14 protein-coding genes are annotated in these 12,771 nt (G+C 61.5%); 7 read left to right on the top strand and 7 right to left on the bottom strand.

Annotation, left to right across the window (positions count from 1 at the left end; translation table 11 throughout):
• Nucleotides 1-265 precede the first annotated feature (265 nt).
• The gene (locus ASD58_RS32515; RefSeq protein ID WP_057260704.1) at nucleotides 266-997 is read left to right on the top strand and encodes a LuxR family transcriptional regulator; all 732 of its coding nucleotides are present in this window, start codon (nucleotides 266-268) and stop codon (nucleotides 995-997) included.
• Here the strand turns inward: ASD58_RS32515 and ASD58_RS08610 are convergent.
• Nucleotides 994-1,635 carry a TetR/AcrR family transcriptional regulator gene (locus ASD58_RS08610; protein ID WP_057260703.1) on the bottom strand — a complete coding sequence of 214 codons (642 nt, stop codon included), beginning with the start codon at nucleotides 1,633-1,635 and terminating at the stop codon, nucleotides 994-996. The genes ASD58_RS32515 and ASD58_RS08610 overlap by 4 nt on opposite strands.
• Nucleotides 1,636-1,777: 142 nt before the next feature.
• On the opposite strand from ASD58_RS08610, the gene ASD58_RS08605 reads away from it, so the two are divergent.
• Nucleotides 1,778-2,527, top strand: coding sequence for an SDR family oxidoreductase (locus ASD58_RS08605; protein ID WP_057260702.1), 750 nt, complete (start codon nucleotides 1,778-1,780; stop codon nucleotides 2,525-2,527).
• A gap of 86 nt (nucleotides 2,528-2,613) precedes the next feature.
• On the opposite strand, the gene ASD58_RS08600 is transcribed toward ASD58_RS08605, so the two are convergent.
• The 5 genes from ASD58_RS08600 to ASD58_RS08580 all read right to left on the bottom strand — a co-directional run bounded on the left by ASD58_RS08600 (nucleotide 2,614) and on the right by ASD58_RS08580 (nucleotide 7,888).
• Nucleotides 2,614-3,588, bottom strand: coding sequence for a PDR/VanB family oxidoreductase (locus tag ASD58_RS08600; protein WP_229209938.1), 975 nt, complete (start codon nucleotides 3,586-3,588; stop codon nucleotides 2,614-2,616).
• Nucleotides 3,588-4,706 carry a histidinol-phosphate transaminase gene (locus ASD58_RS08595; RefSeq protein ID WP_057260701.1) on the bottom strand — a complete coding sequence of 373 codons (1,119 nt, stop codon included), beginning with the start codon at nucleotides 4,704-4,706 and terminating at the stop codon, nucleotides 3,588-3,590. The genes ASD58_RS08600 and ASD58_RS08595 overlap by 1 nt, the downstream gene beginning before the upstream one ends.
• Nucleotides 4,696-5,598 carry a hypothetical protein gene (locus tag ASD58_RS08590; protein ID WP_057260700.1) on the bottom strand — a complete coding sequence of 301 codons (903 nt, stop codon included), beginning with the start codon at nucleotides 5,596-5,598 and terminating at the stop codon, nucleotides 4,696-4,698. The genes ASD58_RS08595 and ASD58_RS08590 overlap by 11 nt, the downstream gene beginning before the upstream one ends.
• 73 nt (nucleotides 5,599-5,671) lie before the next feature.
• Nucleotides 5,672-6,985 (bottom strand): NAD(P)/FAD-dependent oxidoreductase, encoded by a 1,314-nt coding sequence (locus ASD58_RS08585; protein WP_057260699.1) that lies wholly within the window; start codon nucleotides 6,983-6,985, stop codon nucleotides 5,672-5,674.
• Nucleotides 6,986-7,021: 36 nt separating this feature from the next.
• A complete protein-coding gene (locus tag ASD58_RS08580; protein WP_057260698.1) occupies nucleotides 7,022-7,888 on the bottom strand; it encodes a hypothetical protein in 867 nt (288 codons plus the stop codon).
• A 187-nt stretch (nucleotides 7,889-8,075) separates the two neighbouring features.
• On the opposite strand from ASD58_RS08580, the gene ASD58_RS08575 reads away from it, so the two are divergent.
• The 5 genes from ASD58_RS08575 (at nucleotide 8,076) to ASD58_RS08555 (ending at nucleotide 12,292) form a co-directional block, all read left to right on the top strand.
• A complete protein-coding gene (locus ASD58_RS08575) occupies nucleotides 8,076-9,095 on the top strand; it encodes a M28 family peptidase (RefSeq protein WP_200951587.1) in 1,020 nt (339 codons plus the stop codon).
• Nucleotides 9,096-9,160: 65 nt separating this feature from the next.
• Complete coding sequence (locus tag ASD58_RS08570) at nucleotides 9,161-9,811, top strand: TetR/AcrR family transcriptional regulator (RefSeq protein WP_057260697.1); 651 nt, start codon at nucleotides 9,161-9,163, stop codon at nucleotides 9,809-9,811.
• 143 nt (nucleotides 9,812-9,954) lie between these two features.
• Nucleotides 9,955-10,608 (top strand): protein-L-isoaspartate O-methyltransferase, encoded by a 654-nt coding sequence (locus tag ASD58_RS08565; protein WP_057260696.1) that lies wholly within the window; start codon nucleotides 9,955-9,957, stop codon nucleotides 10,606-10,608.
• A 9-nt stretch (nucleotides 10,609-10,617) separates the two neighbouring features.
• Nucleotides 10,618-10,941, top strand: a complete 324-nt coding sequence (locus tag ASD58_RS08560) for a rhodanese-like domain-containing protein (RefSeq protein ID WP_057260695.1) — start codon at nucleotides 10,618-10,620, stop codon at nucleotides 10,939-10,941.
• A gap of 43 nt (nucleotides 10,942-10,984) precedes the next feature.
• Entirely contained in the window at nucleotides 10,985-12,292 is a 1,308-nt protein-coding gene (locus ASD58_RS08555) for a TolC family outer membrane protein (RefSeq protein ID WP_057260694.1), read from the top strand.
• Nucleotides 12,293-12,352: 60 nt separating this feature from the next.
• Here the strand turns inward: ASD58_RS08555 and gloA are convergent, their stop codons facing one another.
• Nucleotides 12,353-12,763, bottom strand: coding sequence for a lactoylglutathione lyase (gene gloA, locus ASD58_RS08550; protein ID WP_082565302.1), 411 nt, complete (start codon nucleotides 12,761-12,763; stop codon nucleotides 12,353-12,355).
• Between the last annotated feature and the right edge of the window lie 8 nt (nucleotides 12,764-12,771).

Genomic DNA, 12,771 nt, shown 5'->3' with positions numbered 1-12,771 from the left:
CCCCTGGTCCACTATGACCACTCCGCCGCCCCGGCATGCATATGCTGCGGGCAACGGAGGCATCACCGCCATTCGGCAAAAATTGTATAAAAAACAACAGATGGATTATTATGCGGCCAGGAAGCAAGCGGCCCATACCTCTTTCGACCAGATCGAAATGTTGACAAATTTTATATACTTCGCTACATTAAGTACCTATCGGTACGAAATTCGCCGACCAGGATCTCGACATTGGTTGTACGCACCTTCAGAGTTGACAGACGCCATGAACAGCCTCAGTAAAGAGCAGACCGCCGCCGTTGCCGCCTTCATCCAGGCCTGCCACAGCGTATCGACGCTGCAGGATTTCCGCACCGTTGTAGGCCCTCGCCTGCGCGACGTGCTGCCCCACGCGATGTTCGCATGCGGTTGCATGCGCATGGCGGACCGGCGCATCGTGGAAGCGGTTAACCTCAGTTTCCCTGCAGCTTTCATGAACGGCTTTGTGGTCGAGGATAACCACTGCCCGTGCCCTGCGCTGCGCCGCTGGGTTGAGACGCGCAGCCCGGTATTCGTCGACCCGGATTCATCGTTGCTCTTGCCGGGCGACCGCGCATGGCTGGCCAACGCCGAGCGGCATGGCATCCGCAATGTCGCTATCCATGGGGTGATGAGCCTGAGCCAGGAGCACGCCTGCTACTTCTCGTTCGGGAACCTCGACCAGTGGAACCGCGAGACGGCTTTCCTGCTGCAACTGCTGGCGCCGCACCTGCATTACGCGCTCACCCATGTCGAGGAATTCGGCAACAAGCGCCCCAAGAAAATCCTCACCGAGCGCGAACAGGAAGTGCTGAAGTGGATCTGCGGCGGCAAGTCGAATTCGGAAATGGCCTCTATCCTCGGCATCAGCTCGTGGACGGTCAAGATCCACGTCAGCAACCTGCTGGCCAAGCTGAATGCCTCCACCCGCGGGCATGCCGTGGCCAAGGCCATCTCCTCCGGCCTGATCGAAGTTTAAGCCGCCTTCAGGTGCCGCTTGCGGGTCGGCGCCGGTGTCTTGGGCCACACGGCCATCGCGGTATCAATCACCGTCATCAGCTTTTCCTGGCCTGCGCCGCTCTTGGCCATCACGGCCAGGCCCGCAATCAATGAACTGAACAGCGCGGCCATCGCCTGCGGCGTCATCCCGGGCGGCAACTGGCCATCTTCCTCCGCCCGCCCCAGGCGCTGCAGAACCATCGTTTCCGTGCCCTGCAGGGCCGAGCGCAATGCCATCTCCACCGAGGCGGGAATGCTCGAGCCGCCGCAATCGGCGGTGCCGTTGATGATGAAGCAGCCGCCCGGCAGTTCGGGATCGGCCAGCATCTCGGCCAGCGAGCGCAGGAAACCTTGCAGGGCGGTGCGGCCGTCTGGCTCGTCATTGAGCTTGGCCGCATGGCGCGCGATCAGCAACGACAGGTAGCGCTGCAAGCCTTTCAGGTACAGGGCTTCCTTGTCGCCGAAGGCCGCGTACAGGCTCGGTTTCGACAGCCCCATCGCATCGGTCAGCTCGTGGAGGGAAGCGTCCTGATAGCCATGCTTCCAGAACACTTCCACCGCCCGGTCCAGGGCGTGGTCGATATCGAAAGTGCGTGGGCGGCCGCGTTCGCGCGTCATGGTGATCTCCATTAAATCGTTTGGTTGACGAATATTATACTAACCGGTATATTAAATACCTATCGGTACATAAATAAAGACGGACCGGTATTTTTCAATTTTTTTGCCGCCCTCTGCAGGGCGGCCTTTCAAGGAGAAGATGATGGGTAGACTGACTGGCAAAACCGCTCTGATCACCGGCGGCACCACTGGCATCGGCCTGGCGACGGCCAAGCTGTTCCTGAAAGAGGGCGCACGCGTTGCGATCATTGGCCAGGACGCACAGCGCGTCGAAGCGGCCGGCAAGGAACTCGGCGAAGGCGTCCTGGCGCTGCGCGCCGACGTATCCTCGGCGTCGGACATGGCCGGCGTTGCGGCCAAGCTGAAGTCGGTTTTTGGCAGCCTGGACGTGGTGTTCGCCAATGCCGGCATCGCCCAGCCGATGCCGTTCTCGGACGTGGACGCCAAACACATCGACAACCAGGTGGACGTCAACTTCAAGGGCGTGATCTACACCGTGCAAAGCGTGCTGTCGATGCTGAACAACCCATCGAGCGTGGTGCTGACCGGCACCACCCTGGTTGAACAGGGCGTGGCCGGCCTGGCGGTGTACTCGGCCACCAAGGCTGCAGTGCGTTCGCTGGCGCGTACCCTGTCGACCGAGCTGACCCCACGCGGCGTGCGTGTCAACGTCATCAGCCCGGGCCTGATCGAGACCCCGATCTACAGCAAGCTGGGCCTGCCGCCGGAAGCCGTGCAGGAGTGGGCCGGCCAGCTGATGGCCAAAGTGCCTGCCTCGCGCTTCGGGCAGCCTGACGAAGTCGCAAAAGCCGTGCTGTTCCTGGCAAGCGACGATTCGTCCTACATGATCGGCGAGAACATCCTGTTCGACGGCGGCATGGCGACCCTGTAATGCATCAAGGCCCGCTCGCGCGGGCCTTTCGATGTCATTACCGGGGAAAGGTCTCCCAGTACTTAGGCGCCCGCGGGCGCCTTTTTTTACAGGTCGAGAACCAGGGTGTGATCCAGTGAACGTGAGCAGCAAGGCATGAACTGGTTATTGCGCGCCTTTTCTTCTTCGGTGAAGTAACAGTCGCGATGTTCGGGCGTACCGGCCAGCACGCCCGTAATGCAGGTGCCGCACAGGCCCTCGTTGCAGGACAGCGGAATGGCGATGCCATGTTCGCTCAACACGCCGGCCACCGTCTTGTTGGCGCCGACCCGGATTACCTTGCCGGTACTGGCGATGCGCACGTCGAAAGCGCCCGGTTCGGGCAGCTCTTGCACCGGCGCGGCGAAGTGTTCGACGTGAACCTGTGCCGCCGGCCAGCCGTGCGCCGCCGCGCGCTCGCGCACGTGGGCGATGAAGCCTGCCGGGCCGCAGACGTAGACATGGGTACCAGTGTCCGGCACCGCCAGCAGCGCATCGGCGTTGAACAGCTGGTATGGTCCCTCATCGTCGAGGTGCAGCATGGCGCGACCGGCCCACGGCGACTGCGCGATCAGATCAAGGAAGGCGGCCCGCTCGCGCGAGCGGGCGCAGTAGTGCAGTTCGAAGTCACGGCCTTGCGCCGCCAGTTCCGCCGCCATCGCCAGCATCGGCGTGATGCCGATGCCGCCGCCCAGCAGCAAGGTGCGCCGGGCGGGGACCAGGGCGAAATGGTTGCGCGGGGCGCTGATGCACAGCACGTCGTCCGTGACGATTTCCTCATGCATGGCACGGGAACCGCCGCGCGACGCGGGATCGTCCAGGATGCCGAGCAGGTAGCGCCCGCGTTCCAGCGGCGAACTGCAGATCGAGTATTGGCGCACGATGCCATTCGGCGCCTGCACGTCGATGTGGGCACCGGCGGTGAAGGGCGGCAGCTCGCCGCCGTCCAGCGCGCGCAGCTCGAAGCTGGCGATGCCAAGCGCTTCTTCGCGCCGCTGCGCTACCCTGACCAGCAGCTGCGGCGCCATCGGAGCCGCTTCCATCACGCCGCCTCGGCCGGCGCGTAGGCCGCCAGCACTTCGGTCAGCGCGGCCACCAGCTTGTCGGCGTCTGCCCGCACGCGCACCACGCTGCGCAGGTATTGCTCGGTCGATCCGGCCTTGTTGCTGCATTCGCGGATCACCAGGCCATACTGATCGAGCAGGATATCGCGCACCTGCTTGCCCGACACGCCTTCCGGCAGTTCGCTGAACAGGAAGTTGCCCTTGGATGGATAAGTCTTCAGGCCCGGCACCGTTTGCAATTGGCGGTACATGTATTCACGGTCTTCGGCGACCTTGACGAAGCTCTGCGCATAGATGTCCTTGAACTGGCCGATGTTCTTCAGCACGAAGCCGGCCAGGCCGTTCACGTTCCAGTACGGGACTTTGGCGCGCAGGGCGGCGGCAGCGCGCGTATTGGCCACCGCGTAGCCCAGGCGAATGCCGTGCCAGCCGAGCGACTTGCCCATGCTCTTCACCACGATCACGTTGGGCGACTCCATCGCCAGCGCTTCCGCGCTTTCCAGGCCGGAGAATTCGATGAACGATTCGTCGATGATCAGGGCGTCGATGTCGGACAGCTCGCATGCCATCTTGCGGATATCGTCGCTGCTGAACCATGCGCCGGTCGGGTTGTTCGGATTGCAGATGACGACAGTCTTGGCGCCGGTTTCGCGCGCGCGGGCGATCACGTCGTCGGCGCCGATCACGAAGTCGCGGGCGCGGTCGCGGTGCACGAAGTGGACCGGGATGTTGAATTCAGGCGGCAAGTCGGTCCAGCGGCCAAAGGTAGGCACCGAGGTCAGGATCGGACCGCCGCTGTCGCGACACAGGATCGTGATGATTTCCGTGATGCCGTTTGCCACCACGATGTTCTCGGCCGGGGTGCCGACCAGGCCGGCAATCGCTTCCTGGTACACCGGCGAATAGTCCGGGTAGTACTTGAGGATATCGCCCATGTTCTGCGCGATCAGGTCCAGCATCTGCGGTGGCGGGAAATACGAATTGGCCGGCACGCAGAAGTCGGTCAGCTTGCCCTGGTACTTGGTGCGCGAACGGATCGCGAAAATGGACGGGTTGTGGAAACGGGTCTGGAAAATATCCAGGTTGTTAGCAGTCATAGCATCCTCCGCTGATAATCTTGAAGTCGCCGACGATTTCGACGCTCTTGCCGAAACGACGCACGATGTCTTGTTTGAGGGTGTCGCCCAGGCGATCGCTGGCGCGGTACATCACGCCCAGCACGGTGCCGCTGTGGGCGCAGTTGACGCCCAGCGCACCCAGCTCGCGGCTGGTGGCCAGCATTTCGTCGAACTGTGGCTTGAGGTGGATTTGCTGGCTCAGCGTCGCGCTGGCAGTTGCCGCTTCCGCCACGGCCAGCGGATCGGCATGGCGCAGGCCGCGTTTCAGCTTGGCCAGCGCGTCTTTCAGGTAAGGCTGGTTCTGGCGGTAGATGGCGCGCGCCTTCTTGCGGTCGAAGCCGATGGTGTCGATCTCGCCGCCGCAGTCCACGACCAGCACATTGAGGTCGGCTGGCGCCGGCATCGAGTCGATCAGGCGGCCGGTCAGGTGGTTGACTTCCGCGATGCCGGGGAAGTGCACGCAGTCGGACGGTTCGATTTCGGTCACCAGGCGCGCGAACAGTTGCGCGTCCAGGCGTACTTCGGCGCTGCGGAACACCGCTTCCAGCGCGGCCGTGATGTCGGCCGAACTGGACGCCATGCCTTTGCCGCGCGGGATGTCGCTGTAGATGGCGATCTTGTGGCCAAGGCGGAAAGCGTATTCGTGCGCGGCCAGCGAAATGGTGTCGCGGATCTTGGTGAAGCGGTTCAGGTCCGACAGGTGCAGGCCGTCGTCGTGTTCTTCGACGGTGGCATAGGAGAACAGGTTGACCGGGCAGTTGACCAGGAAGTCCTGTTCGTCGATGGCGCCTTGCATCAATTCACCGCAGGTGCCGGGCGCTTTGAGACGCAATGCGGATGCTGCGTCAACGCCAATGGATGTCGCTTGCATGATGGTTTCCTTTGGGTGGGAACAACAGATGTGCGCCGGCGCGGGGCCGGCGCGACAGGAGGGAATTAACGACTCAGGCTGCGGCTTTCACTTCTTCGTAGAGGTTGGCGAAATAGTTCAGCGCCTCAGGGTCGTAGTTCTTGATGTAGTCCGGAACCGGGCGGGCTTCGCCATCGAGCGCGATCGCAGTCGAGAACGGGATGGTGTCGCCGACCTGGCCCATGAAGTGGTCGACCTTGGACTGGTCGCCCTGGATCGCATGGAAGAATTCCAGGTGCTCGCGGGTGTACGGGTTGCACTCGGCGCCGTCGCACACGAAGCTCCAGTAGTCTTCGTAGTCGGCCAGGCGCATTTCGTGGTATTCGGCCATCGCCTGTTCGAACGAAGCTTCGTTCTTCAGCACGCGGTCCAGGAAACCCGATACCAGCTCGGCGTCGCGCAGCGAGTGGGTGATGCCCATCGCGGTCCACTGGTCCTTGAAGCTGCAGGCGTCGCCCACCAGCACCCAGCCGTTGCCGTAGGTCTGGCGGTGATAGGCCACCATGCGGCCCATGGCCTTGAATTCTTCCACGCGCTTGCCTTTGGCGACGATGGCGGCCACTTCCGGCGCCACGTAGCCATAGGTCTTATGGAAGTTCGCTTCCGGATCCTTGCTGAAGTCGCTCCACCAGGCGGTCGGACCGTACACCAGCACCAGGTGGCGGTCTTCCATGGTCGGGAAGATGGCGGTGCCGAAGCGGCCGCGCTTGTGGATGCACAGTTCCGGCTTGTCGATGCCGCTGAAGTAGCCGTAGTAGGCGAAGGTCGACTTCTCGCGCACCACGGTTTTCTCGGCGCCGACCATGCCGGCGAATTGCGACATGCGGCCATCGGCGCCGACCACCACGCGGGCACGTGCCGCCAGCAGCACGCCATCCGGGCCGCTGCCGCGCACACCGACCACCCGGCCTTCTTCGATGATCAGCGATTGCACGGTGGTGGCTTCGCGCACGTCGACGCCGGAAGCACGCGCTTCATCCATCAGCACCTTGTCCAGGTAGAAGCGGCGCGGGCCGGAGTAGTAGTCGACCACGCCGTGATCGTCGCCATGCAGCTTGATGAAACGGTCCTTGACCGCCTGCACCGGTACGCCACCGTGCAGGCTGATGCCTTCGATGGAGACTTCCAGTTGCTTGAAGCTTGGAGTCTGCTCCAGCACCTTGCCGGCCACGCCCAGGCGGTTCAGGTAGGACATGCCGCGCGGCCAGATGAAGTGGGTGGAGTTGGTGTCGCGCGGGAAGGTGTCGCGCTCGACCATCAGTACTTTATGGCCCTTGCGTGCCAGCCAGGTGGCGGTGGGCGCGCCGGACACGCTGCCGCCCACGACGATGACGTCAAACTGTTCCATGGTGATTCCTCAATAAGTGAAAATAGCGAGCATGATTCAGCTGGCTTTGCGGTAAGTGAATGCTTCGAACGAGACGCGGTAGGTCTTGTTGTTCTCGTTGTAGCGGGTGCAATACTGGGTCGGATACCAGCCATCGGTTTGCACGGCGGCCGGCTGCTTGACCGGTTCGCAATCGTTTGGCTTGGAGTCGAGGTAGTCCTTGCTCATCATCGGCTCGTAGAACGTGATGCGGCCGTCGAAGGTGCCGAGGATGAAGGTGTTGGTGAACGTGCCGCCGTTGAATTCAGGTGCGGTGGCATCGGCGTAGTGGTTGCCCATGTGCGCGTACACCAGGTTGGTGTTGAACATGTCCGGATGCACGTACTGCGCTGCTACCGGAACCTTGGCCTTGTCCGCGATGGCGCAGTTGACCAGGCCAGGGCAGGTGCCGGTGATGATGGCCAGGCGTTCGGTGTCGGCGATGGTGTAGAAGTGGAAGTCGAAGTGCGGACGGTCATACACCTGGTCCGGCACGTGGCCGTGTGCTTCCCAGTTGATGGTAATGCTTTTGAGCTGGCTTGGATTCGGGTCGAAGTACAGGGTGCGCGAGTGGCCGCCCACGCATTCGTCATGGTCGTCGATCTTGTCGTCGTTGTTCAGGTCCAGGCAGGTCTTGCCGTCGTTGAGCGGATGGTGCGGCAGGTTCTGCAGGGTCGATTCGTGGAATTCGACGCCGATTGCTTCCGGCTTACCTTTAGGGCTGATCTTGGTGTAGGCAGTGAAGCGGCCGTTGCCCATCGAAGCGCTGTCGCCGTAGCGCATGCCTGGCTTGTATTTGACTGGAGCTTCGTCGTCTTCATGTGCATGTACCTGCAGGGATGCTGCGAGCAAGGCGAGTGCGATGGCGGTATGTTGGAGTTTCATGTGTTGATCCTGTTTGGTTTGTAGTCACCGGCCGCGAACTGGTCGCGACATCGTTTTTTTGAATTCGAGGGTATGGTGACAAAACAGGATCGCAACCACCATAGCCCACCCGGGCTAGTACTTGTACGTGGAATGGTTGCAAGCGAAAAGGTTGTGCGAATTCTCCTATTGCGTTCAGAATCCTCTTATGAAATTTGATGACAGGAATATGGGAATGGATTTTTCGCAGTCTGCTACGCGCAAGCATCGCCGCTTGCTTGCTGCTTTGCTTGTTATCGGTGCGGGGATGCTCGCGTTGGCTGCGTTGGTCTGCCAGCCTTTGGTGACGGCAGTGCCATCGACGCCGCCAGCGGTCGATCCCGCCAGGCTCGAAGCGCACGTGAAAAAGCTGTCCATCGATTTTTATCCGCGCTCATTCGAGCAGCGCCCAAAACTGGAACGCACGGCGGCGTACATCGCAGAGCAATTCAAGGAAGCTGGTGCGCAGGTATCGATGCAGGATGTGGTGGTCGAAGCTGAGCACTACAAGAATGTCGTCGCGCGCTTCGGCCCCGAGAGCGGGCGCCTGCTCGTGATTGGCGCCCATTACGACAGCCACGGTGCAACACGCGGAGCCGACGACAATGCCAGCGGCATTGCGGGCTTGCTGGAATTGGCGCATCTGCTGGGACGGGCCGGACCAACGCGCCCGGTTGAACTGGTGGCATATACCCTGGAAGAGCCTCCGCACTTTCGCTCCCCTCACATGGGCAGCGTATGGCATGCGAGCGCACTGAAAGCGGCGGGACGTGACGTGGAGATGATGCTGTCACTGGAGATGATCGGCTACTTTACCGATCGTCCTGGCAGCCAGGCCTACCCGCTGGCTGCGATGAAACTTGCTTATCCTGATCGCGGCAATTTCATCGCACTGGTGGGGCAGTTCGGCGACTTTGGCCTTAGCCGTTCAGTGAAGGGCGTTATGTCGGGCGCGTCGCAGTTGCCGGTCTACTCGCTCAACGCGCCCAGCTTTGTGCAAGGCGTCGATTTTTCCGATCACCGCAGTTATTGGGCGCAGGGTTATCCGGCGCTGATGGTGACCGACACGGCATTCATGCGCAATCCGAACTATCACCGGGCCGGCGATACGTTCGAAAAGATCGATTACCAGCGGATGGCGATGGTGGTGCAGGCGGTCTACGCGGTGGCCAAAAGGCCTGGAACTTGACGTCCAGAGGACGGGGAACTAATATAACTGACTCATAAGTAAGTTACCCGGAATCAACTTTAAGTATGCAAGCCCCGACTGATACCAAGCCCCGCTGGGAGCGACGCAAGGACGCGCGTCCGCAGGAATTGCTGGCGGCTGCGCTGGAACTGTTCGTCGATCGTGGATTTGCCGCCACCCGCCTGGAAGACGTGGCGCGCGCCGCCGGCGTCTCCAAGGGCACGCTCTACCTGTATTTCGAAAACAAGCAGGAACTGTTCAAGGCCGTAGTGCGCGAGACCATTGTGCAGACCATCGGCCAGGCCGAAAGCGATGCCGCCGCCGCCCAGGGCATGCCCAGCGACGAGCTGCTGCGCCAGATGCTGCGCACCTGGTGGACCAAGGTCGGCGCCACCAAGGCCGCCGGCCTGACCAAGCTGATGATGGCCGAATCCGGCAATTTCCCCGAACTTGCCCAGTTCTATAATGAAGAAGTCATCGAGCGCGGCAGCGCCTTGCTGACCCGCATCCTGGAGCGTGGCGTGGAGCGCGGCGAATTCCGCCCGCTCGACCCGGTGATGATGACCAACGTCCTGATCGCCCCGGTGCTGACCCTGATGATGTGGAAGCACAGCTTCTTCCCCTGCGAGACTCACGAGGGCGTCGACGCCGACGCTTTCATGGACACCTTCCTTGGCCTGGTGCAGCAGGGGCTGGCCCCGAAAAAACCAGCTTAAATTGCCGATTTTGGTCGTTCACCCCCCCAAAACTGCAGACTGTCGCAATTTCCCGCGATCCGTTGTCTTAATCGTTAATATGCCCACCTGACCAGACAAACGATAAAATGACGGATTATTTATCCCTCACCGAGTCAACAAAGATGAATATCGAACAAGCCCGTTTCAATATGATCGAACAGCAAATCCGCCCTTGGGATGTGCTGGATACGGACATCCTCGATCTCTTGCTGGTCGTAAAACGCGAGAATTTCGTGCCAGAAGCCTACAAGAACCTGGCTTTTGTCGACACTTTCATTCCGCTGGCGGGTGGCGAGCAAATGCTGACCCCGAAGCTGGAAGCGCGCATGGCACAAGATGCGCAAATCAAGAAACATGAAAACGTGCTGCTGGTTGGCGCGGGCACCGGCTACCTGGCCGCGCTGCTGGCCCACCGTGCACGCCACGTTACCGCCGTCGAAATCGCGCCTGAACTGAAGGCGCTGGCGGAAAAGAACCTGGCGGCGAACGGCATTTCCAATGTGACCGTGGAACTGGGCAATGGCGCCCAGGGCTGGTCCAACGGCGCGCCGTTCGACGTGATCGTGTTCTCCGGCTCGCTGCCGGTACTGCCGGAAGCAGTGCTGCAGCAAGTGAAGGTAGGCGGCCGCATCGTGGCCATCATCGGCGATTCGCCTGTGATGTCCGCGCACCGCATTACCCGCACCGGCGACCACGGCTACGACACCGTCAAACTGTTTGAGACCGATGTCAAGCCGCTCGACCTGGCGGTGAAACCTTCGGCGTTCACTTTCTAAGGAACGCCAATGCAGCACTTAACCGCACCGGAACTGGCTGGCTGGCTGAATGATGAAAGCCGCAGCAAGCCTTTCCTGCTGGACGTGCGCGAGAACTGGGAATTCGAGACCTGCCATATCGCAGGCTCGACCCTGATGCCGATGCAGACCATCCCGGCCCGCATCGACGATCTCGACGAGGATGCAGAAATCGTCTGCATCTGCCACCACGGGGCGCGCAGCCTCAACGTGGCAGCATTCCTCGAGCATCATGGTTTCAGCAAGGTAAGCAATCTGACAGGCGGGATTCACGCCTGGGCTGTGCAGGTAGACAGCTCAATGCCGCAGTATTAGGCACGAAAACTAATCCTTTTTGACGACTCCAACGGAGATGCAAATGCAGAAACCCCTCCTCGCCGTGCTGGTATCCAGCGCCCTGTTCTCGCTGAATGCACAGGCGGCCGACCTGGTCCAGGTGTACAAACAGGCGCTCGCCAACGACGCCACTTACGCCAGCGCCCGTGCCGCGCTGGCAGCTGGCCAGGAACGCACGGCGCAGGGACGTTCGCAATTGCTTCCAACTGTCGGCCTCAGTGGCACTGCCTTGAAAAACAGCGGCGACCAGACTGACCGCATCAAAGGCCTCTCTGGCGACACGGATAACTACAGCCACACGATGCAGCTGCAATTGACCCAGCCCCTGTTCCGCTGGGCCAACTGGGAAAACTACCAGCAGGGCAAGCTGTCCACCGCCGCAGCGGAAGCCGTGTTTGCGCAAGCGCAGCAAGACGTGATCCTGCGCGTGTCGCAGGCCTACTTCGACGTGCTGACCGCACAGGACAACCTGACCGCGACCCAGGCGCAGAAGGCGGCCACCACCGAGCAGCTGGCATCTGCCAAGCGCAATTTCGAAGTGGGCACCCAGACCATCACCGACACGCACGAAGCGCAAGCAGCATACGACCTGGTGGTGGCGCAGGAATTCGCGGCCCAGAACGATCTGGAAGTGAAGCGTACCGCACTGCAGCAGATCATCGGCCAGGCGCCTGGTGCACTGGCACCGCTGCGCACCGGCGTGACTGTCGCCAGCCCGCAGCCGGCAACGCTGGAGCCGTGGGTGTCGGCGGCAGAAGAACAGAACTACGGCGTGACCGGCGCCAAGCTGAATGTGGAAATCGCCAAGCGTGAAATCAGCAAGCAGCGTGCAGGCCACATGCCGACGCTGGACCTGGTGGCGCAGAAGACCCGCAATTCGGTGAGCGGCGCTTCGCTGGCCAACAACAACGCCATCGGCGTGACCTGGAGCATCCCGATCTTCAACGGCTTCGCCGTGACCAGCAAGGTGCGCGAATCGATCGCCCTGGAAGACAAGGCCCGCAACGACCTGGAAGCTTCGCGCCGCCAGGCGGCACAGACCGCGCGCCAGGCTTTCCTCGGCGTGAACAGTGGCCTGGCCCAGGTCAAGGCACTGGAAGCGGCGGAAGTGTCGTCCAAGTCCGCACTGGAGTCGAACAAGCTGGGTTACCAGGTGGGCGTGCGTATCAACATCGACGTGCTGAATGCACAGCGCCAGTTGTACACCACGCAGAAAGACCTGTCGAAGGCGCGTTACGACACCATCATGAATGGCTTGCGCCTGAAGTCGGCGGCTGGTTCGCTCAGGGAAGAAGACCTGGAGCCGATCAACGCCCTGCTGGACCACTAAGCATCAATGTCGCCGCGGCGCCAAGCAAGGCGCCGCGGCAAGTCTCCGCGGGAAGTCACCTCAACGCAATCCGGCTCCCTGGCCGTCGAAACTGCGTTCGATCAGTTCGATCTTGTACCCGTCCGGGTCAGTCACAAACGCAATCACGGTAGTGCCGCCTTTTACCGGGCCCGGCTCGCGCGTGACATTGCCGCCATTGGCGCGCACTGCCTCGCAGGCGGAAACGATGTCGGTCGCGGAAATGGCGATATGGCCGTAGGCATTGCCCATATCGTATTTCTCGACGCCATAGTTATACGTCAGCTCCAGTTCCGCATGCTCCGGGTTGTGCCCGTAGCCGAGGAAGGCCAGCGTGTACTTGTATTCGGGATTGTCGCTGGTGCGCAGAAGTTTCATGCCCAGCACCTTGGTGTAGAAGTCGATGGAGCGCTGCAGGTCACCAACCCGCAGCATCGTGTGTAGGATTCGCATGGCTACAT

The sequence above is a fragment of the Duganella sp. Root1480D1 genome, assembly GCF_001427305.1.
GTDB lineage: Bacteria > Pseudomonadota > Gammaproteobacteria > Burkholderiales > Burkholderiaceae_D > Rugamonas.
The sequence above is the reverse complement of the archived record's forward strand: the minus strand, read 5'-3'. Positions and strand labels throughout refer to the sequence as shown.